Source organism: Brevibacterium sanguinis (assembly GCF_039528855.1).
Lineage (GTDB): Bacteria > Actinomycetota > Actinomycetes > Actinomycetales > Brevibacteriaceae > Brevibacterium > Brevibacterium sanguinis.
Genome location: NZ_BAAAMB010000002.1, coordinates 238,362 through 262,358, shown reverse-complemented (window position 1 = coordinate 262,358; position 23,997 = coordinate 238,362). Strand labels below are relative to the sequence as shown.

At 69.0% G+C, this 23,997-nt stretch carries 23 protein-coding genes; 16 read left to right on the top strand and 7 right to left on the bottom strand.

What is annotated here, in order from left to right; genetic code table 11:
- Positions 1-885: HNH endonuclease signature motif containing protein (locus tag ABD154_RS02550; RefSeq protein ID WP_344249859.1), on the top strand; the 885-nt coding region annotated here is incomplete at its 5' end.
- A gap of 239 nt (positions 886-1,124) precedes the next feature.
- On the opposite strand, the gene ABD154_RS02545 is transcribed toward ABD154_RS02550, so the two are convergent.
- The gene (locus ABD154_RS02545) at positions 1,125-1,709 is read right to left on the bottom strand and encodes an HhH-GPD-type base excision DNA repair protein (RefSeq protein WP_198498512.1); all 585 of its coding nucleotides are present in this window, start codon (positions 1,707-1,709) and stop codon (positions 1,125-1,127) included.
- 137 nt (positions 1,710-1,846) lie between these two features.
- On the opposite strand from ABD154_RS02545, the gene ABD154_RS02540 reads away from it, so the two are divergent.
- The 11 genes from ABD154_RS02540 to ABD154_RS02490 all read left to right on the top strand — a co-directional run bounded on the left by ABD154_RS02540 (position 1,847) and on the right by ABD154_RS02490 (position 12,218).
- Complete coding sequence (locus ABD154_RS02540) at positions 1,847-2,230, top strand: YchJ family protein (RefSeq protein ID WP_232623562.1); 384 nt, start codon at positions 1,847-1,849, stop codon at positions 2,228-2,230.
- A gap of 199 nt (positions 2,231-2,429) precedes the next feature.
- Complete coding sequence (locus ABD154_RS02535; protein ID WP_198498513.1) at positions 2,430-2,921, top strand: DUF2087 domain-containing protein; 492 nt, start codon at positions 2,430-2,432, stop codon at positions 2,919-2,921.
- Entirely contained in the window at positions 2,918-4,354 is a 1,437-nt protein-coding gene (locus tag ABD154_RS02530; protein ID WP_198498514.1) for an MFS transporter, read from the top strand. Before ABD154_RS02535 ends, ABD154_RS02530 begins: the two co-directional genes overlap by 4 nt.
- Positions 4,355-4,411: 57 nt before the next feature.
- Positions 4,412-4,921, top strand: a complete 510-nt coding sequence (locus tag ABD154_RS02525; protein ID WP_137825613.1) for a phosphoribosyltransferase — start codon at positions 4,412-4,414, stop codon at positions 4,919-4,921.
- Between the two features lie 37 nt (positions 4,922-4,958).
- A complete protein-coding gene (locus ABD154_RS02520) occupies positions 4,959-6,278 on the top strand; it encodes a carboxylesterase family protein (RefSeq protein WP_198498515.1) in 1,320 nt (439 codons plus the stop codon).
- Between the two features lie 230 nt (positions 6,279-6,508).
- A complete protein-coding gene (locus ABD154_RS02515) occupies positions 6,509-8,509 on the top strand; it encodes a vWA domain-containing protein (RefSeq protein WP_198498516.1) in 2,001 nt (666 codons plus the stop codon).
- 43 nt (positions 8,510-8,552) lie between these two features.
- Positions 8,553-9,155, top strand: coding sequence for an alternate-type signal peptide domain-containing protein (locus ABD154_RS02510; protein ID WP_198498517.1), 603 nt, complete (start codon positions 8,553-8,555; stop codon positions 9,153-9,155).
- Positions 9,156-9,236: 81 nt separating this feature from the next.
- Positions 9,237-9,866 (top strand): signal peptidase I, encoded by a 630-nt coding sequence (locus ABD154_RS02505; protein ID WP_198498518.1) that lies wholly within the window; start codon positions 9,237-9,239, stop codon positions 9,864-9,866.
- Positions 9,863-10,471, top strand: a complete 609-nt coding sequence (locus ABD154_RS02500) for an alternate-type signal peptide domain-containing protein (RefSeq protein WP_198498519.1) — start codon at positions 9,863-9,865, stop codon at positions 10,469-10,471. Before ABD154_RS02505 ends, ABD154_RS02500 begins: the two co-directional genes overlap by 4 nt.
- Complete coding sequence (locus ABD154_RS02495; protein ID WP_198498520.1) at positions 10,468-11,154, top strand: hypothetical protein; 687 nt, start codon at positions 10,468-10,470, stop codon at positions 11,152-11,154. The genes ABD154_RS02500 and ABD154_RS02495 overlap by 4 nt, the downstream gene beginning before the upstream one ends.
- The gene (locus tag ABD154_RS02490) at positions 11,151-12,218 is read left to right on the top strand and encodes a hypothetical protein (RefSeq protein ID WP_198498521.1); all 1,068 of its coding nucleotides are present in this window, start codon (positions 11,151-11,153) and stop codon (positions 12,216-12,218) included. Before ABD154_RS02495 ends, ABD154_RS02490 begins: the two co-directional genes overlap by 4 nt.
- Before the next feature lie 63 nt (positions 12,219-12,281).
- Here the strand turns inward: ABD154_RS02490 and ABD154_RS02485 are convergent, their stop codons facing one another.
- On the bottom strand, positions 12,282-15,023 hold the full coding sequence (locus tag ABD154_RS02485) for a LuxR C-terminal-related transcriptional regulator (RefSeq protein ID WP_198498522.1): 2,742 nt from the start codon (positions 15,021-15,023) through the stop codon (positions 12,282-12,284).
- A 225-nt stretch (positions 15,024-15,248) separates the two neighbouring features.
- On the opposite strand from ABD154_RS02485, the gene ABD154_RS02480 reads away from it, so the two are divergent.
- Positions 15,249-16,331, top strand: coding sequence for a winged helix DNA-binding domain-containing protein (locus tag ABD154_RS02480; RefSeq protein ID WP_198498523.1), 1,083 nt, complete (start codon positions 15,249-15,251; stop codon positions 16,329-16,331).
- Between the two features lie 77 nt (positions 16,332-16,408).
- On the top strand, positions 16,409-17,326 hold the full coding sequence (locus ABD154_RS02475; RefSeq protein WP_198498524.1) for a diacylglycerol/lipid kinase family protein: 918 nt from the start codon (positions 16,409-16,411) through the stop codon (positions 17,324-17,326).
- Between the two features lie 120 nt (positions 17,327-17,446).
- Here ABD154_RS02475 and ABD154_RS02470 read toward each other — a convergent pair whose 3' ends face one another.
- Genes ABD154_RS02470 through pdxS form a run of 3 tightly spaced genes read right to left on the bottom strand, consistent with a single transcriptional unit; the run spans position 17,447 to position 20,530 of the window.
- On the bottom strand, positions 17,447-19,084 hold the full coding sequence (locus ABD154_RS02470) for a helicase HerA-like domain-containing protein (protein ID WP_198498525.1): 1,638 nt from the start codon (positions 19,082-19,084) through the stop codon (positions 17,447-17,449).
- The gene (gene pdxT, locus ABD154_RS02465; protein ID WP_198498526.1) at positions 19,074-19,655 is read right to left on the bottom strand and encodes a pyridoxal 5'-phosphate synthase glutaminase subunit PdxT; all 582 of its coding nucleotides are present in this window, start codon (positions 19,653-19,655) and stop codon (positions 19,074-19,076) included. The genes ABD154_RS02470 and pdxT overlap by 11 nt, the downstream gene beginning before the upstream one ends.
- Entirely contained in the window at positions 19,649-20,530 is an 882-nt protein-coding gene (pdxS, locus tag ABD154_RS02460) for a pyridoxal 5'-phosphate synthase lyase subunit PdxS (protein ID WP_198498527.1), read from the bottom strand. Before pdxS ends, pdxT begins: the two co-directional genes overlap by 7 nt.
- A gap of 197 nt (positions 20,531-20,727) precedes the next feature.
- Here pdxS and pdxR point away from each other — a divergent pair, with 197 nt between their 5' ends.
- A complete protein-coding gene (gene pdxR, locus ABD154_RS02455) occupies positions 20,728-22,155 on the top strand; it encodes a MocR-like pyridoxine biosynthesis transcription factor PdxR (RefSeq protein WP_198498528.1) in 1,428 nt (475 codons plus the stop codon).
- Positions 22,152-22,526 carry a hypothetical protein gene (locus ABD154_RS02450; RefSeq protein ID WP_198498529.1) on the top strand — a complete coding sequence of 125 codons (375 nt, stop codon included), beginning with the start codon at positions 22,152-22,154 and terminating at the stop codon, positions 22,524-22,526. Before pdxR ends, ABD154_RS02450 begins: the two co-directional genes overlap by 4 nt.
- Before the next feature lie 211 nt (positions 22,527-22,737).
- On the opposite strand, the gene ABD154_RS02445 is transcribed toward ABD154_RS02450, so the two are convergent.
- A complete protein-coding gene (locus tag ABD154_RS02445; protein WP_232623563.1) occupies positions 22,738-23,406 on the bottom strand; it encodes a 4'-phosphopantetheinyl transferase family protein in 669 nt (222 codons plus the stop codon).
- 2 nt (positions 23,407-23,408) lie between these two features.
- Positions 23,409-23,885, bottom strand: a complete 477-nt coding sequence (locus tag ABD154_RS02440; protein WP_198498530.1) for a LapA family protein — start codon at positions 23,883-23,885, stop codon at positions 23,409-23,411.
- Positions 23,886-23,997 lie beyond the last annotated feature (112 nt).

Here is a 23,997-nt window from a genome sequence, read left to right as displayed (position 1 = left end):
CCCAACGGCACTGCCGACCCCAACGGTTCGCGCGTCAACGGAATGACGAACCCTGACGGCTCTGCCGGCGCGGACACCCCCGACGGCGCTGCCAGCCTCGACGGCGGTGCCGCCTCAGGCGGTTCCAACTCCGGCGAGGCGGCCGGTGAGTCCGGGGACAGCGAGTTCCTCGTGGGTGTCGGGGTGCGTGCCGACGGGTCCCGGGTGGACCTGACTGCTGAGCAGCCCACAGCGAGGGCGTGGATCTATGAACGGTTCGCGACTCTGGTCTCGCGGATCAGCATGGACCAGGCCGGGGCCGGGACCCCCTACGCACTCGTCGTAACAGCGACGGCTGAGGATCTGGCCCACGGCACTGGGGAGGGCACGACCGGGGTTGAGACGCCGATCCCGATCGGTGAACTGCAGGCCCGCGGGTTGAACGGGCAGGTGTTCTTCCATCTGGTGTCACAGAAGGCGAAGACGGTGCAAGTGCTCACGGAGAAGAGGTTTGCCAACAAGCAGCAGATCGCAGTGGTCACGGCCCGTGACAAGGGATGTACATTCCCGGGGTGTGATGCCCCTCCGGGGTGGTGTGATGCCAATCATGTGATCCCGCACGCCCGGGGAGGGCGCACGGAGATCAACAATCTGGCTTTGGCGTGCAGTGCTCACCATCATCTGATGGACCGGTCGGAGTGGGAGATGCGGATGATGGCCAATGGGCGCCCGGCGTGGGTGCCACCGGCAGCGGTCGATCCTGCCCGGGAACCGATCTTCCATCCCCGGTTCCTGGCCGAAGACATCATCACCACTCTCTTCGACGACCTCAGCGGCACGGGCGGCCCCGATGAGGGTGGTGGGGGTGAGCCGGGTGCGAACGGGTCGAGTCGACCACCGTGCTGACCGGGCCAGGGGACAGCTGTGCCCGAACCCAACCTGTTGCAGTGGACCTGTGGCTGTGAAATGGTCACCTCAACGACACCTCAGCCGACCAAGCCGCAGTACAACTGTCAACTGAACGACATCGCAGCCGACTAAGCTGCAGTGGAACTATCACTCGAACGACACCGCAACCGACCATGCCGCCGTGGAGCCGTTGCACCGTCAGCTGGACGAGAACTGCCGCCGACGGGAACCCGACTCTACTTCGCTGCCTTCTCGGCCTTCGCCGCAGCTTTGGCCTGCTTCTTGAAGGCTCGGACCTCTTGGAGGGTTCCCTCGTCGACGACATCGGCGATCGAACGACGGCTGCCGTCCTCACCATAGACACCAGCGGCCTCGCGCCAACCAGGCGCCGTGAGACCGAACTGCTTGCCGAGAAGTGCAAGGAAGATCTTCGCCTTCTGCTCCCCGAAACCGGGCAGATTCTTCAACCGCTTGAGCACCTCGGCGCCGGTCGGCTCTCCACGGCTCCAGATCGCCGCGGTGTCGCCGTCGTAGTCGTCGACGATGGCCTCAGCGAGTTTCTGCACTCTGGCGGCCATCGACTTCGGGAACCGATGCACGGCAGGCTTCTCCGCGAACTTCTCGAGGAATTCGTCCGGATTCATCTCCGCGATCTCGGCGACGTCGAGCCTGCCCAGCCGCTCAGCGAGCTTCGCCGGACCAGCAAACGCGACCTCCATCGGGACCTGCTGATCGAGCAGCATGCCTGTGAGCAGGGCGAAGGGATCCTCGGCGAGGAGTTCATCGGACGTGGGATCACCGGAGAGATAAACGGTCGTCATCCCTCCATACTGGCACGCCAGCCCGCGGCTGGCACGTCCGAACAACACGAAGCGCGGGCAGTGGGCGTCCGAACACCATGGAGGTGCGGGCACTCATTGTCCACTACTCGTCAGCGACCTCCCGATATCATCGAGCCATGACCTGCCCCTGCTCCGGAATGCCACCTGGTGCCAGCTTCGAGGAATGCTGCGGCCCCGCCCTCGACGGCCAGCGATGGCCGACGACCGCCGAGGCGCTCATGCGGTCCCGCTTCACCGCCTTCGCCACGAAGAACGCCGATCACCTCTTCCGCACCTGGCATCCGCGCACCCGCCCGGCCGACCTCGGCGTCGACGACCTCGTCACCTGGACGCGACTCGACATCGTCGACACGACCGGCGGCCTGGAGAACGACGACACGGGGACGGTGCACTTCCGAGCCCACTACCGCGACAGCCTCGGCGACCACATCCTCGAGGAGAACTCCGCTTTCGTGCGCCGCGCCGGCCGCTGGCTCTACCTCGAACCTGTCGCCGACTGACTGCACATTCAATCTCACGTGCGCCGAGCATGACCTATACTCGTGCTCAGCGGCGCATCCGACGCCCAGCCCGGTCTGGCACCCCAGCACACAGACCATCCGGCGAAGGGGAGAACATCCTCGGATCGACCCGTCAGCGGTGAACTCCTGACCGGGCAATGAGCTGGGGCTGCGTTCGGTCGGCAAAGGACTGACCACCATGACGAAGAACAGCGACTTCAAATCCCTCGTGCGCGAACGCATGGCGCAGACCGGGGAGAACTACACCTCCGCCCGCGCCGCCCTCCTCTCGCAGCGGCTCCTCGGCCCCGCCTCGGCGACGAACACCGGCCCTGCGGCCCTCGACCCCGAACTCGCAGCCGCGCTCGACGCCTTCCGCGCGAAGACGCGCCGCACATTCATGCCGCACGGGCGACTCACCGCCATCCCGATGAAGCGGCGCGCGCTCGTCGTCCTCCTCCTCGACATCCGCGACACCGTCGACAGCGACCGGATCTACACGGAGAAGGAGATCAACGAGCACCTCAAGCAGTTCCACGCCGACTTCGCCCGCCTGCGACGCGAGCTCATCGACTACCAGTACCTCGAGCGCAATCCGCACACCGGGGAGTACTGGCGGACCGACACCCTTCCCGAACGTCGAGGGAACATCAGCCAGGAAGCGGGGCCTCTCGAACAGCTCCCGCGATGACCGCGCCGAGAGTCACTAGGCCCTTCCGCTCGGCCCGGTTCGCCGGTGTCTTCACCTCGTCCTTCAGTGGTGACCTCGCTGCCGCTTCCACCTCAGTTGCGGTGCCCCTGCTCATCGTGGGGCCGCTCGGTGCCGACGACGGCGTCGTCGGACTCGCTGTCGCCGCCGACGACATCGGCTGGCTCATCGTCGGACCCGTCGCCGGAGTTCTCATCGACCGTCGCGGATTCCGACGCCTGCTGCTGACCAGCGAAGCCGTCCGCTTCGCCGCATTCGCCGCGATCGTCAGCCTTGCCTTCGCCGGCGTGCTCCACCCGGCAGTGCTCATCGGACTGCTTGTGGCGGTCAGCATCGCCAGCGTCTTCTTCCTCGTCGGCTCACCGAGCCTGCTCGCCTCCGGCATCGACCCCGACGACCTCACCACAGCCAACAGCGCCCTGACCTGGAGTCAGTCCGTGGCGATGATCCTCGGGCCACCGCTCGCCGGTGCGCTCATCGGGGTCGCGAACCCTGCCGCCGCCCTGCTCGTCACCGTGCTGGGCTACCTCGTCTCGTTCGTCCTGCTCGCGGCGGCGCTCCATCGTTGGGACGAGCCTCAACAGGGGAGGAACGACCGCGTGACGGCAGTCAGCGACACCCGAGACGGGGACAGTGACACCCGAGACGGGGACAGCGACACCCGAGACGGGGACAGCGACACCCGAGAAGACGACAGCGATCTCCGCGCGAAACACCGCGATCCTCGGCAGGGGACGCAGGAAGGAACCGAGGACGAGCGCCCGCGCCGACGACTCGCCGCCGGTCTGATAGCCGACGTCCTCACCGGTTGGCGATACCTCCTCAGCCGCACCGACGTCATGCGCATGGTCGCAAGCGGAGCCCAATTCAACCTCGCGCTGAGCATGCAACAGGCCGTGATCGTCGTCTATCTTCTGTCACTCCCCGGCTTCACCGCCTCCCTCATCGGCGTCGCGCTCGGTGCCGCCGGGTTCGGCGGAGTCTGCGCCGCCATGGCCGCCGACCCCATCGCCCGACGCTTCGGTGAGGGCCGGGTCGTGTTCTGGTGCGTCCTCGGCGGCACCGGTCTCGGCCTCCTCATCCCACTGACCGCCTCGGTGCCGGGAATCGTCTTCCTCATCCTCGGCTACTTCGGACTCAGCGTCGCCACCGTCGTCTTCTCCGCGATCACCGGCGCCTACCGCCAGCGGACGATCCCCGTCGGCCTGCTCGGCCGCGTCACCGCCGCGAGCCGCCTCATCTCCTGGGGCATCGCACCGTTCGGGGCCCTGGGCGGGGGAGCGATCGCCGCCCTGGCGGGTCCGTGGTGGGGTCTGGCCGCCTCGGCGCTGATCTTCGTCGGATCGGCAGGGTGGCTGTGGGGAATCAAATGGCAGATCAGCGACTCAGGCGCGTATCCTGAGATTCCCGATTGAGCCAACAGAGCACCCCGAACCCGCGAATCCCAGCACACCGACGCACAAGGAGCACCCATGGGCCAGGCCTACCACGCCGATTCGACCGATCTCACCGACAAGGAGATCCTCAGCTGGGACACCTTCGGCCAGTCGGCCAGGGATCTCGCGCAGACCATCGCCGACTCCGACTACGACCCGGAGATCGTCATCGCGATCGCCCGCGGCGGCCTCCTGCCGGCCGGCGCCCTCGCCTACGCCCTCGGCCTCAAGCTCTCCGACGCGATCAACGTCGAATTCTACACCGACGTCGAGGAGACCCTGCCCGACCCGATCCTGCTCGCCCCGATGCTCGACATCGAGGCGATCAAGGGCAAGAAGCTCCTCGTCGTCGATGACGTCGCCGACTCCGGACGCACCCTGGCCCTCGTCCTCGAACTGCTGAAGAAGAACGGCGCCGAGGCGCAGTCCGCTGTCATCTACGCGAAGTCCGCCTCGATCGTCGACCCCGACTTCGTGTGGAAGCGCACCGACCAGTGGATCGTCTTCCCCTGGTCCGCCGAACCCCCGGTCGAGCCCTCGAAGTAAGCCGATCTCGAAGCGACGTTTGCAGGACCGGGCGGCGATGAGTGCGCAGACGACAACGGCGCGGATCGACATCTCCGCACCGTGCGGAACCGTGCGCGCGGTCGTCGATGACGAGATCATCCGCGCCCGCGGAATCCGCTACGCCCGTGCCGAGCGATTCGCCCCACCGGTCGACGAACCCGCCGTCGACGCCATCGACGCGACGCGCCCGGGTCCGGCGAGTCCGCAGCACCGCATCGACCCCAACGCCGAGTTCCGGTTCGACCAGATCGGCGGCCTCGCCACCAGCGAGGACTGCCTGCGCGTGAGCGTGACGATGCCGGCCGACGCCCTCACCGCCGAGGAGGCGCTGCCCGTCCTCGTCTGGATCCACGGCGGCGCCTACGTCTCCGGCGCCGGGGACGCCGAGATCTACGACCCCCGCGCCCTCGTCACCGAACAGCGCCTCATCGTCGTCTCCGTGACGTACCGCCTCGGTGTCCTCGGCTATCTGGGCCAGGGCCGGCCCGAGCACTCGAACCTCGGCCTCCTCGACCAGATCTCCGCGCTGCGCTGGGTGCAGAGGAACATCGCCGCCTTCGGAGGCGACCCCGACAACGTCACGATCGCCGGTCAGAGCGCCGGAGCCGATGCGTGCGCCCACCTGATGATCGCCGAGGCGACAACCGGCCTCTTCTCGCGCGTCATCATGGCGTCGGCGCCCTTGGGACTCTCCGGCGGCACCGAATCGATGAACTGGGCCATGGCCCGGGTCGCCCAGCGCATCCCCACCGAGGCGAGCGTGCCCGAGATCCTCGCCGCCCAGGACGAGGTCCACAAGGCCGCGCTCGTCGGCGGCCTCCACGCGGGCATGTGCTTCGGCGTCCACTACGGCGACTACCCGCTCCCGTCCCGCGCGGAGGCCGCCGCCGCGTGGCAGCGCGTGGCACCTGAGTATGACGTGCTCATGACCCGCACCGAACGCGAGATGGCCTTCTTCGCCGGATTCGTCCCCGCCTTCCACCGCCTCCACGAACGCCGCCTGACCTCCCCGATGCTCGAATCGCTCATCTCCGGGATCACCTCGGCGGTCTACACCCGCGCGGCGAAGGAGTTCTACGACCGCCACCGGATGTCCGGTGGACAGGGCTCCCGCCTCCTCATCGTCTCCCGCGGCGACGGCAGCTTCTTCGACGCCGCCCACTCCGGTGACCTGCCGCTGCTCTTCCCCGGTCCCGTATGGGACTCGAGCTTCCTCGACTACGGCACCACCGCCGAGGTGGCCGGACCTGAGCTGCGCCGGATCTGGGGCAGCTTCGCGACCTCCGGATCGCTGCCGCGGGTGCCCGTTCCCGGGCTCATCGACATCCTCGGCTGAGGCTCCGGGCCGTCGGATCCGGGTACGTGGCCCCGCCCGATTCCAAGCCCCGTACCCCGCCTGGGTGCGGCGTCCGTCACATCGGCGGCGAAGTCTGAGAACGGGCTCGCAGCAACCCCGGCGAAACCCAACACTTTCCCAACACCCAACCCGTCCATTCGGCCAGGGTGCTGCGCGCGCGCGATTCCTACACTCGAACAGTTGCCTCCCCACACTGCTCGAGGAGAACCGTGAGAGACCAGCATGGATTCGCGCCCAGGCTCACCCGCGCCTGCGTCATCATCGCCACGATCCTGGTGATGATGTTCTCTGCCGTTCCCGTCGCCCACGCAGACCCGCAGGGCGAGGATGCAGCACCGACCCCCTCGCAGTCCCCGACCCCCACTGAGGCCCCGGCACCGGCGGCCGGCGAATCTCCTGAAGAGACGGAGTCTCCCGCACGAGCGCCGCGTGCCGTGGCCCCGCAATCCGTTCCCCGCCCTTCCGGCGACAACGCCGTGATCACCGTCAAGGTCGGCGGAGACCGCACCGCAGCGAACTCCGTCTCCGGACTCGCCGGCGTCACGCTGCGCCTCTATGACGGCGGCTCCAGTGGGCCGTCGACCCCCATGCGCGACAGCTGGGCCACCTGCACCTCTGATGGAGACGGCGACTGTTCGTTCGTTGTGCCACAGACGGGAAGAGGGCTCATTTTCAGGCAGGAGAACCGTGACAAGCGATTCTGGGTCGTCCAGGAATCGACGCCGAACGGTTGGTCAGCCAACGACAAGCTCGTCATCGGCTCAGCCTCGAGCAATTCGGCTCAGCGTTACACGTTCCGGACGGGCACTCAGCTGCGTGCGGGCAGCACCTACCGCTCCGGTTCGGAGTTCATGACGTCCGGGTCGCGATCGAACACCACGAACTCGACCGGCACCTGGCAGAACAGCCGCACCAATCCGGCACTGGAGGCCTCGTGCACCGCCGGGCTGCGCGTCGCACTCGTCCTCGATCTCTCGGGATCCGTCGCGAATTCTGGAGCGCTCGGCACCCTCAAGGACTCCGCGAAGGGGATGGTCGACGCTCTCAAGGGAACGAACTCCTCGATGGCCCTCTACACGTTCGCCTCCAACGCGCCGCGCGACTCCACCGACAGCGGTCGCAACTGGCCCTCGATGTCGATCGACCCCGGTGACAACGCGAACACGATCAAATCGCGAATCGACGCCTATGTCGCAGAGGGCGGCACCAACTGGGACAGCGGTCTGTGGCAGGTCGCGGATGCCAACGAGCAGTACGACCTCGCCGTCGTCGTCACCGATGGTCTGCCGACCTTCTCCTCCGGCAACACCTCGACCTACGGCAACGTGACGAGCTTCGACGAGATCGAAGCCGCGATCTACTCCGCCAATGCCATCAAGGCCGGTGGCAGCCGCATCATGGCTGTCGGCGTCGGCGACGGCATCCAGGGCGGCGTCGAGAACCTCGCCGCGATCTCCGGTCCCGCCGGCTACAGCGACGGCGGATCGATCAACGACGCCGACTACTTCCAAGCCGGGTGGGAGGACCTCGCGACCCTCATGGAGAACCTCGCCAAGGGCGCCACCTGTCGAGCGGACATCGAGATCGCCAAGCAGACCCTTCCCTACGGTGCCGACAGTGCATCGTCCGGAGGTGCCGGCTGGACCTTCGGGGTGACCGCCTCGGCCCCGGGAACCCTGCAACAGGACAGCCGGCAGACGACCGGAGAGAACTCGAAGGTCGGCTACCAGGTCCGCTTCTCCACACCGAAGCCCGCACAGAAGTCGCGCATCGACATCGAGGAGATCCTCACCGACGCCCAGACCGCCGACGGCTGGACGATCGACGCCGTCGAATGCACTGTCAACGGCGCCAAGGTCAGCGTCGACAAGAGCGACATCAGCCTCGACGTGACCTCCGGGGACACCGTGAAGTGCACCGTGACGAACAAGCAGACACTCGTGCCCGGAGTCTCGATCGAGAAGAAGGCATGGGACACCCCGACCGCTGACGGACTCGACGGTGCCAAGGAGATCCCCGCCGGGGAGCGGGTGGCCGACGGCACGACGATCACGTGGACCTACCTCGTGACGAACACGGGAAAGACCCCGCTCGACGGCATCAGCGTCGTCGACGACAGACTTCCGGGCACCGCAGTCACGTGCCCGAAGACCAGCCTGAACCCAGGCGAAACCATGACCTGCTCCGCCTCCGGCGCAGTGACCAAGTAAGACAGCGCAGCCTCGCAGCTGCCACCCCCACAAGGAGAGAACAGTGAAGAAGCAGACCCTCGGAATCATCGCCGGAGCGGCCGGAGCAGCCCTGCTCCTCGGCGGCGGAACCTTCGCCCTCTGGTCCGACAGCGCCGAAGCCGACGGCGGACAGATCACGGCCGGCAACCTCGATGTCGCCGTCACCGAATCCGGCTGGCAGGACATCTCGGCCGACCGCGCCGACAGCCCCCACGCGATCGACCTCGCGACCTTCAGGATCATCCCGGGCGACACCGTCCAGGGCAAGTACGGCGTCGACGTCGGCCTCGAAGGCGACAACATGGTCGCGAAGCTCCAGCTCGCCGGCGGCGGAGAGCTCGAAGGCGCACTCGCCGAAGGCCTCAGCCTCACCTACACCGTCGAGGATGCCAACGGTCAGCAGATCGCCTCGGGTGACAACGCCGGCGTCGAGGTCACCCTCGTCTCGCCCGACAACACCGCACCCGGCTCCAACCAGGTCGCTGCCGGCACGGCCGTCGACGGCACCGCCGACTTCAACGTCGTCGTCACCGCCGAATTCGACGAGTCCACCCCGAACCGGGAGCTCGTGCAGCAGCAGGCCGCCCTCGCGGGCTCGACCATCCAGCTCAACCAGGACCGCTGAGCCGCGGCACAGCTGACACACCCCGCCGCGGAGACGCGGCACATCTGAGAGACGCAGAGAACACACGAAGAGGAGAGCACCATGGCCCGGACCACGGGATTCGCACGCGGACTGGCGTCCGGCGTGTTCGCCATCCTCCTCATCGGCTTCCTCGCTCTCGCCGTCGCGGTCGGCGTCGTTCCGAAGGTGATGAACGGCGCGGCGCTGACCGTGCTCACGGGTTCGATGGAACCCACCTACGAACCCGGCGACATCGTCGTCTCGGTACCCCAGGACCAGTACCGCATCGGCGACCCGGTGACGTTCCAGCCCCGCTCGAACGATCCCATGCTCATCACCCACCGCGTCGTCGCCGTCACCGACTCCGCGGACGGCCGCACCTACGTCACCCGCGGTGACGCCAACGGCGACGACGACGAACCCATCGTCGAAGCACAGGTGATGGGCAAGGTCCTCTACTCGATCCCCAAGCTGGGCTACGTCCAGCAGGCGGTCGGCGGCAACAAGGGTCTCCTCGTCGCCGGGATCGGATTCGTCCTCATCGCCTACGCCGCCTACGCCCTCGTCTCCGGCGCGATCGAACGCCGGCGCGAGAAGAAGGACGCGGCGGCGCAGGCTCCACCAACGCAGTCCGAGACAACGACAGCAGCCGACGCGGGCCCATCGACGATCGAGAACTCACGCACCCCTGAGACGGAGAAGACGACATGACGAGGAAGAACTGGCGACTGCCGCTCCTTGCCGCCGGCGTCCTGCTCGCCGGAACCGCGGTCGGCAGCGGCACCATGGCACTGTGGAAGACCACGGGCACTGCCGCACCAGCGGCGATCGTCTCCGGAGACCTCGACGTCACCGCCGGTGAGACCACGTGGCGTGAGACCTCACCGGACGTCACCGACAGCGGCCGGACGATCGACCCCGACACGTTCCTCGTCCGCCAGGGAGATTCCGTCGCGATGACCCAGGACTTCACCACCCACCTCACCGGCGACAACATGGTCGCCGGCATCACCGTCGACTGGTCGGACCCGGCTGCTCTGCCCGACGGCGTGACGGCGACCTACGAAGTGCTCGACGCCACCGGGAACCGCCTCGGTGAACCCGCACCGATCGGCACCGTGACCACGCTTGACGACCCCAGCGAACTCCTCGTCACCGATGACGCGGGACGCTCCGACGACTTCTCCGTCCGCGTCTCCCTCGACTTCGCCGACCTCTCCGATCGGTTCGGCGCCGAGAGTCCCGTCCAGGTCGCCGACCTCGGACGCTTCGCCTTCACCCTCGACCAGACCCGTGAGGAGGGAGACCGACCATGACGAAGCAGCGCACAGCCGTGATCCTCAGCGTGTTCGCCGTGCTCGGCATCCTCATCGGCGCCGGTGGAACCTCTCTCGCCCTGTGGTCGGACACAGCGCACGGCGACGGGGAGATCTCGAGCGGCTACGAACACTTCGCGGCCGGTCGCGTCGACGACTCCCAGCCGGCGAACGACGGGCGCGTCACGGTGGGCATCGGTCCCGCCGATGCCGAGACCCTCATCCGCGACGGCGAAGTCGCCATTCCCCTCCAGACGGATTCGCTCAGCCAGGGCAACAAGGGCCTGCGCTATGAGCTCACGCCGCCCGCGTGGTCCGACGGCATCTTCGGCGCCTCCGACGTCATCGTGTTCCCCGTCAGCGCACCCGGCGACTGCACCGTCGCCAACGCTCCCGCCGCGCAGGGCGAACTCACCTCGACCCCGGTGAGCGCCGACTACTCGGACACGACGGCCCCGACGACCGAATACTGGTGTGTCACGGCGACGCTGAAGAACAACGGCACGGTCGGCGAGTACGAGAACACCGCGACCGTCACCGCTGAGGATCCGGCAGGCACCGAGGTCGAGGCGAAGGACTCCTGGAAGGCGACGGTCGGACTCGGCCTCGACCCGAAGAAGGAACCGACCCACGAGATCACGTTCGCCTACGAGACCTTCCGCCCCGGGGGTGAGCAGCCGTGACGCGCACTCGCCTCCTCGTGGCCGGAGCCGCCGTCCTCGCAACGAGCCTCCTGGGCACCGGCACGCCTGCGGTCGGTGCAACCGCTGTCAGCGCACCAGTGAACTCTGCTTCCGTCACCGAGCCGACCGGACTGAGCGCGCCGACCGGACTGAGCGCGCCCAACACAACGATCACTGCAGCCCGAGGCAGCGCCGCGGGTGCTGACTACAGTGCCGCGAGCGCCGACTACAGCAGAGCCATTCAGCTCTCGTGGGACGGCAGCAGCTACAGCGACGCGACGACGGAGAGCTTCGTCGGCTTCCCCGTCACCGTCCCCGGCGACTCGACCTCTCGCACCATCATGGTCCGCAACGATGGGCCCACCGACGGAACACTGACCGTGAGCATCGTCGACGTCGAACTGCTGACCCCGACGATCGACGACGACTTCTACTCGGACCTGCTCATCGACTGGCAGACCGGTCGGTCGTCGATCCGGGACCTCGAGAGCGCAGGCACGACCCAGATCATCGACATGCCGCTGCCCCAGGGGGAGACGACCCCGGTGACGATCGGCTACGACTTCCCCCGCGAGGCGACCTCGGGCAACAAGTCCAACGTCGGTGAGCGGCAGGGCCGTTTCGACGTGCTCTTCCAGCTCGGCGGTGACCACGCCGGGTCGGCCGGGTCGGCCGGAACGGAGACAGGCGGCAGCACCGATTCCGGTGGGCAGTCCGACGCGGGTGGCCAGTCCGACGCGGGTGGTCAGTCCGACTCCGGTGCAGGCACTGCCGCCGACTCCGATGCGGCGGCGAACTCGAACGCCGGAGCGGACACGAACGCCAGGGCCGACGCGAACGCGCGAGCCGCTGCGGCCGGCTCGGCGAACTCAGACGGCAGCACCGCGGCCGCAGGCGGCAGCGGCTCCACGGCCAACGCCGACGGCAGCGGCTCCGATGCCAGCGGCGACGCCGGGTTCCTCCCGCGCACCGGTGGTGCGATGTGGTGGATGGCCGTCCTCGGTGCCGTCATCGCCGGTGCCGGTGCCGCCATGGTGCGGCTGGTCCAACGTCGCAGCAACTGAGCTTGAGCACCTGAGCTCAAGCGCGCCCAGGAGCGCGCCCGGAGTCGCGGCACCGGCAATAACTCACCGGAACATCCGGGCCACCTCGTTGCGCCGATTGAGCTGGAGCTTCCGCAGCAGATTCGACACGTGATAGCGCACGGTCGCCGTGGCGACGAACAGCTCCGCAGCGATCTCCTGGTTGCTGCGTCCCTGAGCGAGGAGACGACCGATCTCCATCTCCCGGTTCGTCAGCGACGCGAGCAGATCCTGCTCGCTCTCGGCGACCGCGCTCAGGGCATCCCGGATGCCCGGCTCGTACGCCCCGGCACCGATCCTCCGCACGATCGCCAGCGCCTGATCGAGCGCCTTCCTGGCCTCCTCGCTCCGCCCGAGCCCGGCGAGGACGACGCCGTAGTCGCGCAGGGTGAGCGCCCGGGGCAGGGGGAACCGATCATCGCCCAGTGCCGCCTCGAAGCGGCGGAGCGCCTCGGCGACGGCATCCGCCGAGTGGGAGGCTGACCCGGAGACTCCACCATCAGCGACGATCCGCCGGGCACGCAGCCAGTCGACCGACCCCCAGTACGGCTGCCAGCTCGTGCCCTCCATCTCTCCGAGGCGGTCGATGAGTGCGTCGGCCTCGGCGAACCGTTCGAGGTCGAGGAGCGCATGCGCGCGATAGTTGAGGAACCCCCGCTGGGTCCCGATGAGGCTCTTGACCTTCTCCGGGGCGGACGCTGCGAGCACGCGTTCGGGATCACCGTGGGCACGTGCCCGCTCACATGACGCCGTGATGACCATGTCCGCGGCATACGGCTGCCACTGCATGCTCGTCTGCCGGTCGGTCTGCGCCTCGAGATCGATGAAGTCCGGCACCCCGCGTGCCGCGTTGAGCCACGCATGGAGACCCGACAGCGGCAGCCGGGTCTCGACGTCGATCGTGCTGCCGCTCGACTCGGTCGCGGAGAGGACGAGTTCGGCCGCCTCGTCGAGCGACCCGGTCAGCGACGTCGCATGTGCATGGAGGAGGCGCACCGTTCCCGCACCCCACGGTTTGACGACGGATTCGAGGAGTCCGACGCCGATCCCGGCAAGAGTCCGGGCCCGACCCACCTCGCCGATCGTCATCGCGACGACCGCGAGCGGGGTGAGCGCGTCGACCTTGAACGAACTCGGCTCGAGAGCGAGCACCCGCGGGACGAGGGCATCGAGTTCGGCGATGACGGTCGCCCGGTCGGCCTCGAGGACGAGCTGCAGCAGCCGGTAGGTCTCGAGCACCATCGCGCGCCCCTGCGGCGCCACCATCCAGCGGATCCCCGGGCGGGTGACCTCCTCGGGGTCATGCGGGGCACGGGCGATCGTTGCGAGCGCGGCGTCGATGACCGGACCCAGCCGCCCGTAGTCCCGACTCCGGATGACCTCGACGACGGAGAGGTAGGCGGCATACGACTGGAGGGTGCGCACGTCCGGGTCGTCGGTCGCCTCGGCGAGGAACTGTTCGAGCCGCTCCCGCGGGAACTCCTGATCCTTGCGGTGGGCGAGCATCGTGAGGATGATGCATTCGCGGACCGGGCACTCCGGCAGCGCTTCGACCTCGGGCAGCAGGTCGAGCACGGCGTAGACCGTCTTGCCGCGCATGTTGAGCAGGATGAGCCTGATGAGCATCGTCTGCCGCGCCTCACCGGTGGCGATGTCGAGGCTGCGGCGCATGACGTCGTTGACAGCGGCGTAGCTGCGCGCGGCCACGGATTCGGCGATGAACCCGTCGACCGCCTCGGCGAGCTCATCCGTCCACTCCTCGGCTCCGCTCAACGCGTACCACATCCGGCGGAACCCGGTCGCCGACGGTGCCAGTGCGCGGTAGATCGCCTGGGCGCGCTCGCGCGGCAGCATCTGCCGCACGGCATGGGCGATGAGTGCGTGACGCGGCGCGATCGTCGACCCGAACCCGGATTCCGAGAGCACCGAGGCGGCGACGGCGGGATGAATGTCGGCGGGTTCGCCGAGGCGGTCGGCCACCTCGGCGACGATGTGCGGAGCGAGCTCCGTATCGGCACAGCAGACGATCTCGACGGCCAGCCGGGCGGCGGGGGAGAGGCCGAGGACCGGAGCGAGCAGCGGATTGTGGTCGGGGTCGACGCCGCGGATGGGGATGTCCCAGAGGAGGTGGAGCTTGTTGCGCTCCTGCGGGGTGATCCGGCGGAAGATGCTGTCGATGCCGAGGAAGGATCCGCCGGTGGCGTTGCGCAGCGATTCGGCGGTGAACGGTGAGATAGATGCGCCGAGGAGGTCGACCGCCAGCGCCTGGATCTCTGCGATCGTCAGCGCCTCGAGGACGATGTTCTCCCCCTGCGGGGAGGACTCGGCGAGGTCGGCGATGAACGAGACGGGGGCGCCGTGGACGTCGGGCAGCCGGCCGGCGACGACGATGAAGTAGCCCTGCCGCATGATCCGGGGAACGAGGTAGCGGAGCACGAGCCGGGATTCGACGTCGATCCACTGGGCGTCGTCGACGAGGACCGTCTGCAGCGGGGGCCGCTCATTGTCGGTGAGCTCGGCCATGATCTCCCGGGCGACGTCGAGCGGTGCCCGGGTGCCGTCGAGGATCCGGAACGGGGCGAGTCCCGTGCTCAGGAGTCGTTCGACGAAGCTGAAGGGCGCGTCCTTCTCGAACTCGTCGGCCGTGGCGAAGGCGACCGGTGACGTCCTGAACATCGTCTCGCCGATCCGGCGCAGCAGCCACGTCTTGCCGGTTCCCGCGAAGCCGGTGAGCATGCAGAGCATGCCGCCTTCGGTCACGGCTCGGGCGCAGATGTCCTCGACCATTCGCTCGCGTGCTCTGATCGGACTCAATGTCACTGGGGATTCCTCTGTCGTGGGGGTGTGGTCGTGGGGGAGCGCTGTCCTTCAATGATCGAACAACCGTTCACTATGTGTGAAGTGAAACACCCTGACCTCGGCATTCCGTTATCCGACCGTAATCGGTGCTCTCTCCGACGTTATCCCATGACGGCGGTCATCCACTTTCCGTGCTCACGCTACGCTGAGGGCATGGACATCGCACAGGTCTCGGCGGCGCGCATGATCTCCTCGGGTCTCGTCGGGGCCTGCGGTGATGATCCCGCCGAGGTGGTCCGCCGTCTCGCGTGCATGCAGGCCCAAGCGCTGCCGGGAGCCCTCGTGTCGATGGCGCTGCGCACCGCTTCGCAGTCCCTGCCCGCGGTGCGCGCAGCGATCGAGGACGGCCGGATCGTGCGGACGTGGACGCAGCGGGGCACCCTCCATTTCGCCGCCGCCGAGGACGTCGGCGGGATCCTCGCCCTCACCGCCCCGCGGCTGCTCAAGGCCCAGGCCGATCGCCGCGCCCACTTCGGGGTGAGCGAGCCGATGCTCGAGCAGGCGGCCGAGCTCGCCGAGACCGCGATCTCCGCGCGCGGACCGCTCAGCCGCGACGACCTCCTCGCCGAGTTCGCCCCGCTGCTCGAGGGCGTCGCTGAGGCCGACGCCTACGGTCGGCAGCGCTACCTCCTCACGACGCTGTCGATGCAGGGCCTCCTCGTCCAGTCCGGCTTCACCGCCGACGGGCAGGAGATGAGCTACGCCCTGCGCGACCGCAGTGCGGATGCAGCGATCGACACCGAGGCGGCGCTGCGCCAGTGGCTGCGCCGCTATGTCGAGAGCCACGGACCGGTCACCGTCGACGATGCGGCCCGGTGGACGGGTCTGCCGAAGACGCCCGTCCGCGCCGCCCTCCGCGCGCTCACCGACGAGGGCGCCATCGTCACCGCGACGATCGATGAGCGCGAGCACGTTCAGGCCCCCGATCTCGACGACCGCCTCGGCGAGTGTGAGGCCGCCAGCGGCACGCTCATGCTCCTGCCCGGCTTCGACGAACTCATCCTCGGCTACAAGGACCGCAGCCAGACGCTCGCTCCGGCCCACGAGAAGTCCGTGGTCCCCGGCGGCAACGGGATGTTCAAGAACACCGTCATCGACGGCACCCGGGCCCGCGGGACGTGGAAGCGCTCACCGCGGAAGACCGGACCGCGGGTGATCATCGAGCCGTTCACGGGCGAGACCGTCGACCTCGCCCGCGCCGAGGCGGCGGCACTGACCCATCCGGCGTTCGGCTGAGCGAGTGGTGAGGGAGAGGGCATGCGCGGTGGCACGGGAGAGGCCGGACCCACGCGGCCGCGGTTGAGGAGGCGCACATGAGACTGGGGATCATCGTCAATCCGCTCCACGCGCGCACGCACCGCGCCCATCACCGGCTCGTCACCCTGCTCGATCGCGTCCACGTCCGGTACCGCACGGTGTCGACGTCTGCCGTCCGGCCGGGTGCCGAGCAGGCGCGGGAGCTGGCGGATTGGGGTGCCGAGGCGGTCGTCGTCCTCGGCGGCGACGGCACCCTCCGGGCGGCCGCCCCGGCCCTGGCGATTGCGGACCTGCCGACGCTCATCATCCCGACGGGAACGGCGAACGTGTTCAGTCGGGCGCTCGGCGTGCCGAACGCCCGCGCCGGCCTCGCCCTCTGCGAGGAGTACCTCCTCGGAGCGGCGCCGACGACGGGCGTGCCGATCAGCCTCGCCGAGGGCATCGATGCCGACGGCGCGCACCGCCACGAGCACTTCCTCTCCCTCGCCGGGATCGGCGGCGATGCCCACGCTGTTGCCGGCCACCGGCGCGAATGGGGCCTGCTCGGCTATGCCCGCGGGGCCCTCGGCGCGCTCTTCGCGCCCGAGATGGACGCGCGGATCGACGGAGAGGCACTGCGTGTCTGGTCGGTCATGGGGGCGAAGGCCGCCCGCCCGGCCGGGCCGATCCCGGTGTTCCCCGGCGCCGAGGTGACCGGTGAGGACCTCGAATTCCTCGCCGTCGTCCTCGCCGCCGACTCTCCCGTGAGCCGGGTGGGAGCGTGGGCGGGCATCGGCACGTCCTGCGTGCGGGGGCACCCCGAACGCGACGAGAACATGCGCTACTGGACGGCGCGATCGGCCCGGATCTCCGTCGCCGAACCCGCACCGGTCCACCTCGACGGGGACCACCTCGGCGAGTTCAGCTCACTGCGGATGAGCACCGGTGATCTGCTCCTCGAGGTCGTCGTGCCGGCCGCGCACACTACCGACTGACGCTGCTGCTCGCAATGCGAGGTTCCGTCGGCAACGAGGGAGGGCAGCTTAACGCTGCCGCGGGCAACGCGAGATGTCGCCGGCAGTCGGGGAATACGGCCTGACTGCCGGCGGCGTAGCCTACCGTCGCCGGCGCGAGGTGCCGAAGATCCCGCGGGCGATCTCCCGGGCCGCCGTGCGGGTGAACTGCTTGAACGCCGAGGAGTTGACGACCTGAGAGAAGAGGTTGTCGTCCTTCTTCTCCGCCTTCGCGTCCTGCTGCCGCGGTGCCCGGGCACTCTCCTCGGGGAACGGGACTCGCTCGGAACCGCTGCCGGCGTCGCCGCCGGAAGTCGGAGACCCAGCAGTCTGTGACCCGGCCGTCTGTGACCCCGCAGTCTGCGAGGCCTCGGCCTCCTGCTCGGCGGCTCCCGCTTCGAGGCGCTTCGTGAGGATCTCCCGCGCCGACTCGTTGTCGATCGCGGTCCCGTACTTCTTCTGCTGGTCGGATGCGGCGACGGCGGCCTTGATCTCGTCCTCGCTCATCGGCCCGATCTTCGACTCGGGAGCCCGCACCCGCGTCGCGGCCACGGGAGTCGGCGCGCCGTCGGGGTCCATGACGGTGACGACGGCCTCGCCGATGCCGAGCGAGGTGAGCAGCGATTCGAGGTCGTAGTCGGACTTCGGGAACGTCGCGACCGTCGCCTTGAGCGCCTTCGCGTCGTTGGGGGTGTGCGCCCGCAGCTGATGCTGGATGCGGGAGCCGAGCTGCGCGAGCACGTCCTCGGGGACGTCCTTCGGCGTCTGCGTGACGAAGAAGACGCCGACGCCCTTCGACCGGATGAGGCGCACGGTCTGCGTCACCGATTCGAGGAACGCCTTCGAGGCATCGGCGAAGAGGAGGTGGGCTTCGTCGAAGAAGAAGACGAGAGCGGGCTTGTCGGCATCGCCCACCTCGGGCAGATCCTGGAAGAGATCGGCGAGCAGCCACATGAGGAACGTCGAGAACAGGGCAGGGGACTGGTTGAGCTTCTGCAGCTCGAGCACGGAGACGATGCCGGCCCCGCTGTCGTCGACGCGGAGGAGATCGGCGGTGTCGAACTCCGGTTCGCCGAAGAAGACGTCGCCGCCCTGGGCGGAGAGTTCGGCGATCTTGCGCAGGATCACCCCGACCGTCGCCTTCGACGCCCCGCCGATGCCCTCGAGCTCGGCCTTGCCCTCATCGGAGGTGAGGTAGGTGAGCACCGCGCGGAGGTCGGAGAGGTCGAGGAGGGCGAGCCCGGCCTTGTCGGCGTAGTGGAAGACGAGGGAGAGCACCGACTCCTGGGTGTCGTTGAGCTCGAGCACCTTCGACAGGAGGATCGGGCCGAAGGAGGTGACGGTCGCGCGGATCGGGGTGCCGAGCCCGGAATCGCCGAGGGTGTAGAACTCCGTCGGGTTCGCCGCCGGGTCCCACTCCTGTCCGGCGGCCTCGAGCCGCTTCGTCAGCTTCTCCGAGGCGACCCCGGGCGCGCCGATGCCGGAGAGATCGCCCTTGATGTCGGAGGCGAAGACGGGGACCCCGGCCTTCGAGAGCTGCTCGGCGAGCACCTGGAGGGTGACGGTCTTGCCCGTGCCGGTGGCCCCGGCGACGAGGCCGTGGCGGTTGAGCATCGCCAGCGGAATGGAGATGGGAACGTCGGGAGCCGGTGTCTCCCCGTCGAGCGCCACCCCCAGTTCGAGGGTGGCGCCGTCGAAGGTGTATCCGTCTTTGAGCCTGGTCATCGCCTCAGTCGTCATGGCCCAATCCTCGCACGAACTCGGCGTGGAGTCTCGTGTCCGGACCCAACTCGGGGTGGAAGCTCGCCCCCCACACCGTGCCCTGCCGGACGAGGACCGGACGTCCGTGATGACTGGCGAGCACCTCGGCGCTGCCCGTCTCGACGATCTGCGGGGCCCGGATGAACGTGCCGTCGAAGTCCGGGGTCATTCCTGCGATCGTCAGCGGCGCGACGAAGGATTCGCGCTGCCGGCCGTAGGCATTGCGGGCCACGGTGACATCGAGTCCGCAGAGGCGGTCGTAACCGGCGAGCGAGTCATCGGTGAGGCGGTCGGCGAGGAGGATGAGTCCCGCGCACGTGCCGAACGTCGGCAGGCCGCCCCGGATCTCCTCGCCGAGGCGGCCGAAGAGTCCCGTGGGGGCGGCGAGGCGGACCATGGCGCTCGATTCCCCGCCGGGCAGGACGATGCCGTCGAGTCCGGGCAGATGCTCGGGGCGGGTGACCCTGCGGGTCTCGACCCCCAGGGAGCCGAGCACCGTGAGGTGCTCGCGGAACGCTCCCTGGAGGGCGAGGACGCCGACCGTCACCATCCGCGCTCGGCGAGGCGGTGCGGGGCGGGGACGTCGCCGACGTTGATGCCGACCATCGCCTCGCCGAGACCGCGGGAGGCGGCGGCGACGGCGGCGGGGTCGTCGTAGTGGGTCGTCGCCTCGACGATCGCCCGGGCGCGGGCCTCGGGGTTGCCGGACTTGAAGATGCCGGAGCCGACGAACACGCCGTCGGCGCCGAGCTGCATCATCATCGCGGCGTCGGCCGGGGTGGCGATGCCGCCGGCGACGAACGTGACGACCGGGAGGCGGCCGAGCGACGCGACCTGCTTGACGAGCGGGTAGGGGGCGGCGATCTCCTTGGCCGCGACGTAGAGCTCGTCCTCGCTCTTGGCGCCGAGCGCGCGGATCTCGGAGTTGATCGTGCGCAGGTGGCGCATCGCCTCGGAGACGTCACCGGTGCCGGCTTCGCCCTTCGAGCGGATCATCGACGCGCCTTCGGTGATGCGGCGCAGCGCTTCGCCGAGGTTCGTCGCCCCGCAGACGAACGGGACCTGGAAGACGGACTTGTCGATGTGGTTGACGTAGTCGGCGGGGGAGAGGACCTCGGACTCGTCGATGTAGTCGACGCCGAGGGTCTCGAGGATCTGCGCCTCGACGAAGTGGCCGATGCGAGCCTTGGCCATGACCGGGATCGACACGGCGCTGATGATCGATTCGATGAGGTCGGGGTCGCTCATCCGGGCGACGCCGCCCTGGGCGCGGATGTCCGCGGGCACCCGTTCGAGTGCCATGACCGCCGAGGCGCCTGCGGCCTCGGCGATGCGCGCCTGCTCCTCGTTGACGACGTCCATGATGACGCCGCCCTTGAGCATCTGGGCGAGTCCGGTGTTGAGCAGGGTCTGAGTCTCGGTCATTGCTGGGCCTTCGTTCTCCGGCGCCGGGGAGCGGCGCTCTGGTGTCGTGACTGTGGTGTCGTGCCGGACCGCGGGCGCAGATCGCCTCAGACGAGGTGTCGGCGTCGGGTCCTCAATCAGGCTAGAGCCGACAGTGGCCTAATCGCAGAGCCAGAAACGTATGAGAGTTCTGGGCCAGTTCGCTCTATGATGGTGGGATGTCCGCTGCCTCCAGCCTGCCGCGCTCGACGCGGGAGTCCCTCGACATCGCCATCGACCACGGCTCACCCCTGCCCGATCAGATCGTCGCGGGGATCAGGGACCTCGTCACCCGCGGGGAGCTGCGGCCGGGTGACCCGGTGCCCTCGAGTCGCCGGCTCGCCGGTCACCTCGGCGTCTCCCGCGGCACGATCGAGACCGCGTATGCCCAGCTCGCCGTCGAAGGCTACCTGCTGACGCGCGAGCGCGCCGCGACGATCGTCGACCCGGACCTGCCGACCGCCCTGCTGCGGCACACGGACGTGCCCGCACCGCCGTCGGCTCCGCAGCGACCGCCTCGGCGCCTCATCGACCTGCGGCCCGGCCACGGAGGTGACGATCCGCTGCGCGACCCGGCGTTCCGGCGAGCGTGGCGCGAGGCCCTCGACGTCGATCCCGGCGCCGTCGACCCGCTCGGCCAGCCGGGCACCCGGTGGGCGATCGCCGACCACCTGCGGCTCCTGCGGGGGATGAGCGTCGACCCGCGCGACATCATCGTCACGAGCGGCTCCCGCGATGGGCTCCGCCTCCTCTTCGCCTCCGGGCTCGACGGGGCGATCGGCGTGGAGAACCCGGGATTCCCGGGCCTGCGGCTCGCGATGGCCGACCGCGAGCTCCTCGCCTTCGACGTCTCCACGGGACTCGACGTCGAAGGGCTCACGGAGCTCGAGGGGCAGGTCGCGGCGGTCGTCGTCACCCCGAACCACCAGTTCCCGCACGGCGGGACGATGCCGGTGAGCACGCGCATCGCGCTGCTCACCTGGGCGGCGCGGGCCGGCGTCGTCGTCATCGAGGACGACTACGACAGCGAGGCCCGGCTCCAGCGCACCTCGGTGCCCACCCTCTTCGACCTCGCAGGCTCCCTCGACCTCGACGTCGGCGTCGTTCACATCGGAACGTTCTCCACCGTGCTCACCACGGCCGTGTCGACCGGGTACATCGTCGCCCGCGGCCGCCTCGGCGAGGCGATGAGCGCGGTCCGGACGTCATGGGGTCCTGCGATCGCCCCGGTCCTGCAGAGTGCGATCGCCGCCTACCTCGAATCCGGTGGTCTGCGGCGTCGGATCGCCCGGGGTCGCCGACGTCTGCGAGCCGCCGAGGCGGTCGTCGCCGAGGCCGGTGCGATACCCGGACTCGTCCACGAGGGGCGCACCCTCGTCATCGAGACCGACGAGGACGGGGCGCAGGCGCTGCTGCGGGAGCTCGAGGGCAGAGGCATCCGCGTCGCCTCGCTCGCCGCAGGCTGGAGCGGGGACAGCGCAGTGCGCCATGGCATCGTCATCGCCCATTCGAACGTCGAGGCGACCGTGCTCCGGTCGGTCCTCGGCCTCATCCAGACCCTCAGCGGCGAGCACCGCGAGCCGACGGCAAGTAGGATCGAACCATGAGGAAATCCGCCTATGTCATCGACGGAATCGTCAAGCTGCTGCTCGCGGCCGTTCTCGTCATCTTCCTCCCCGCTCTCGGGGCGTTCTTCCTCGTCCCGGCGTGGATCATCATCACCGCGGCGGTCCTGCTCTTCCTCAGCTCCGCCACGGAGATCTCCTACGGGGTGAGCAAGGGCACGACGACCTACCTGCGCCACATCATCATCGCCGACGTCGTCATCGTCGGTGCGGCCGTCCTCGGGATCGTCCTCGCCTCGCTCGGCAACCCGGCGGGCGGGTTCATCTGGTTCGGGCTCCTCGCCCTCGCCTCGCTCGCGATCGCCGTCGTCTTCACGACGGGCGCGAACGGACCCGACTTCGGCAAGGACTGAGCACCGCGTTTCCGGCGGCGACGCCTGCTCGCGCAGCGGGCGGACTCGCAGGACTGTCACCGTCCGGCATCCTCGATCAAGCGCTGGTGCGGATGGTGGCCCGTGCACGGCCCGCTATCCGCGCTTCCGTTTGATCGAGGGACTCGGCGCAGAAGCAGCCGCCGGCCGCGCCTCGTGACAGAGGCGCGAGGCACGCGAGACCGTGCGCGGGTCAGCGGTTGAACGCGATCGCCGCGGCGAAGCCTGCGGGTATGCCCTCGCTCAGGTCGTGGATGTCGACGTCGGGGTGCGGCGAATCGGGCGTCTCACCGGCACCGATGTAATCCATGCCGGGGTCGCGCGCCAGTCCCGTGCTCAGGGCCTTGAGGAACGCCTCCTTCCGCGCCCACACCCGCACGAAGGCCGCCGCGAGGTCGTCGGTGCCGAGCGCAGCGAGCTCCTCGCGTTCACGCGGATGGAGCAGACCGGCGGCTTCGGCGGCGACGTCATGGTCGGGGATCGCCTCGAGGTCGAGGCCGACGGGGTCCGCGGAGACGGCGACGAGGACGAGGCGACGGGCCCGGGTGATGGAGAACTCGACGTCGTCGACCCGTGGCTTGCCCGCCGAATCGAGGCGGATCTCGATCGCGGCGGGATCGGCCTCGAGCACGGCGCCGAGGACGTGCCGGAGCACCACTCGTCCGGCGGACCAGGTCGCTGCGGTCTCGGGGTCGAACTCCGCGGCGTAGTTGCGCTCCTGCGCGGTGAGCACGGAATCGTCCGCGCGTGCCCATGCGGCAAGTCCTGCCGTGTCGGCGAGGACGAGGGTGGCGGGCAGATCGGTGGGCAGGACGGTGAAGTCAGGGTGCATGGTCGGGCCGGCGGTGGGATCGGAGGGCACTGTCAGCGGCCCGCGGCCTTCTCGATCTTCTTGAGCTTGCGCCCGAGGACGAAGATCCGCACCGACCCGATGATCCCGGCGACGAGGATGCCGCCGATCGCGGCGAAGAGCATCGCCACGCCGAGCGGCAGCTGGAACTGCCAGCCGAAGTACTGGAAGTCGGCAGGCACATTGTTCTGCAGGATGAAGATGAGGAGGAGGACGACGATGACCGCGCCGAGGATGAGCGAGATCCACATGCCCGCCGACATTCCGCCGTTGCGGGTGGCCCCGGCCGCCGTGTCGCCGCGCATCTGTCCATCGCCGCGCACCGAAGTCTCACCCTGCACCGGAGTCCCACCGCGCCCGGCAGCCCCGCTGCCATCGGCTGCGGGCTGGTGACCGGGCTGGTCGTCGCCGTCGGCACCGAGCAGCGCGTTGGTCTCGGCGAGCAGTTCATCAGGCGTCTGGGCACGTCCGCGGGGGTCTTGAGAACTCATGGGGCCATCATAAACTCCTGAGCGCTCCGTGTGAGCGGAAGGGCCCCGAGAAGTCACGAGCGCCCGCATCAGCAGAGACGCCCAGCAGAGACAGCGGTGGCCGGGCACCATC

Bases quoted from the DNA above. Each gene is read 5' to 3' on its own strand.
- ABD154_RS02545 (WP_198498512.1), bottom strand. From the start codon at position 1,709: ATGACGACCGTTTATCTCTCCGGTGATCCCACGTCCGATGAACTCCTC.
- ABD154_RS02540 (WP_232623562.1), top strand. From the start codon at position 1,847: ATGACCTGCCCCTGCTCCGGAATGCCACCTGGTGCCAGCTTCGAGGAA.
- ABD154_RS02535 (WP_198498513.1), top strand. From the start codon at position 2,430: ATGACGAAGAACAGCGACTTCAAATCCCTCGTGCGCGAACGCATGGCG.
- ABD154_RS02530 (WP_198498514.1), top strand. From the start codon at position 2,918: ATGACCGCGCCGAGAGTCACTAGGCCCTTCCGCTCGGCCCGGTTCGCC.
- ABD154_RS02525 (WP_137825613.1), top strand. From the start codon at position 4,412: ATGGGCCAGGCCTACCACGCCGATTCGACCGATCTCACCGACAAGGAG.
- ABD154_RS02520 (WP_198498515.1), top strand. From the start codon at position 4,959: ATGAGTGCGCAGACGACAACGGCGCGGATCGACATCTCCGCACCGTGC.
- ABD154_RS02505 (WP_198498518.1), top strand. From the start codon at position 9,237: ATGGCCCGGACCACGGGATTCGCACGCGGACTGGCGTCCGGCGTGTTC.
- ABD154_RS02500 (WP_198498519.1), top strand. From the start codon at position 9,863: ATGACGAGGAAGAACTGGCGACTGCCGCTCCTTGCCGCCGGCGTCCTG.
- ABD154_RS02495 (WP_198498520.1), top strand. From the start codon at position 10,468: ATGACGAAGCAGCGCACAGCCGTGATCCTCAGCGTGTTCGCCGTGCTC.
- ABD154_RS02485 (WP_198498522.1), bottom strand. From the start codon at position 15,023: ATGGTCGAGGACATCTGCGCCCGAGCCGTGACCGAAGGCGGCATGCTC.
- ABD154_RS02480 (WP_198498523.1), top strand. From the start codon at position 15,249: ATGGACATCGCACAGGTCTCGGCGGCGCGCATGATCTCCTCGGGTCTC.
- ABD154_RS02475 (WP_198498524.1), top strand. From the start codon at position 16,409: ATGAGACTGGGGATCATCGTCAATCCGCTCCACGCGCGCACGCACCGC.
- ABD154_RS02470 (WP_198498525.1), bottom strand. From the start codon at position 19,084: ATGACGACTGAGGCGATGACCAGGCTCAAAGACGGATACACCTTCGAC.
- pdxT (WP_198498526.1), bottom strand. From the start codon at position 19,655: ATGGTGACGGTCGGCGTCCTCGCCCTCCAGGGAGCGTTCCGCGAGCAC.
- pdxS (WP_198498527.1), bottom strand. From the start codon at position 20,530: ATGACCGAGACTCAGACCCTGCTCAACACCGGACTCGCCCAGATGCTC.
- pdxR (WP_198498528.1), top strand. From the start codon at position 20,728: ATGTCCGCTGCCTCCAGCCTGCCGCGCTCGACGCGGGAGTCCCTCGAC.
- ABD154_RS02450 (WP_198498529.1), top strand. From the start codon at position 22,152: ATGAGGAAATCCGCCTATGTCATCGACGGAATCGTCAAGCTGCTGCTC.
- ABD154_RS02440 (WP_198498530.1), bottom strand. From the start codon at position 23,885: ATGAGTTCTCAAGACCCCCGCGGACGTGCCCAGACGCCTGATGAACTG.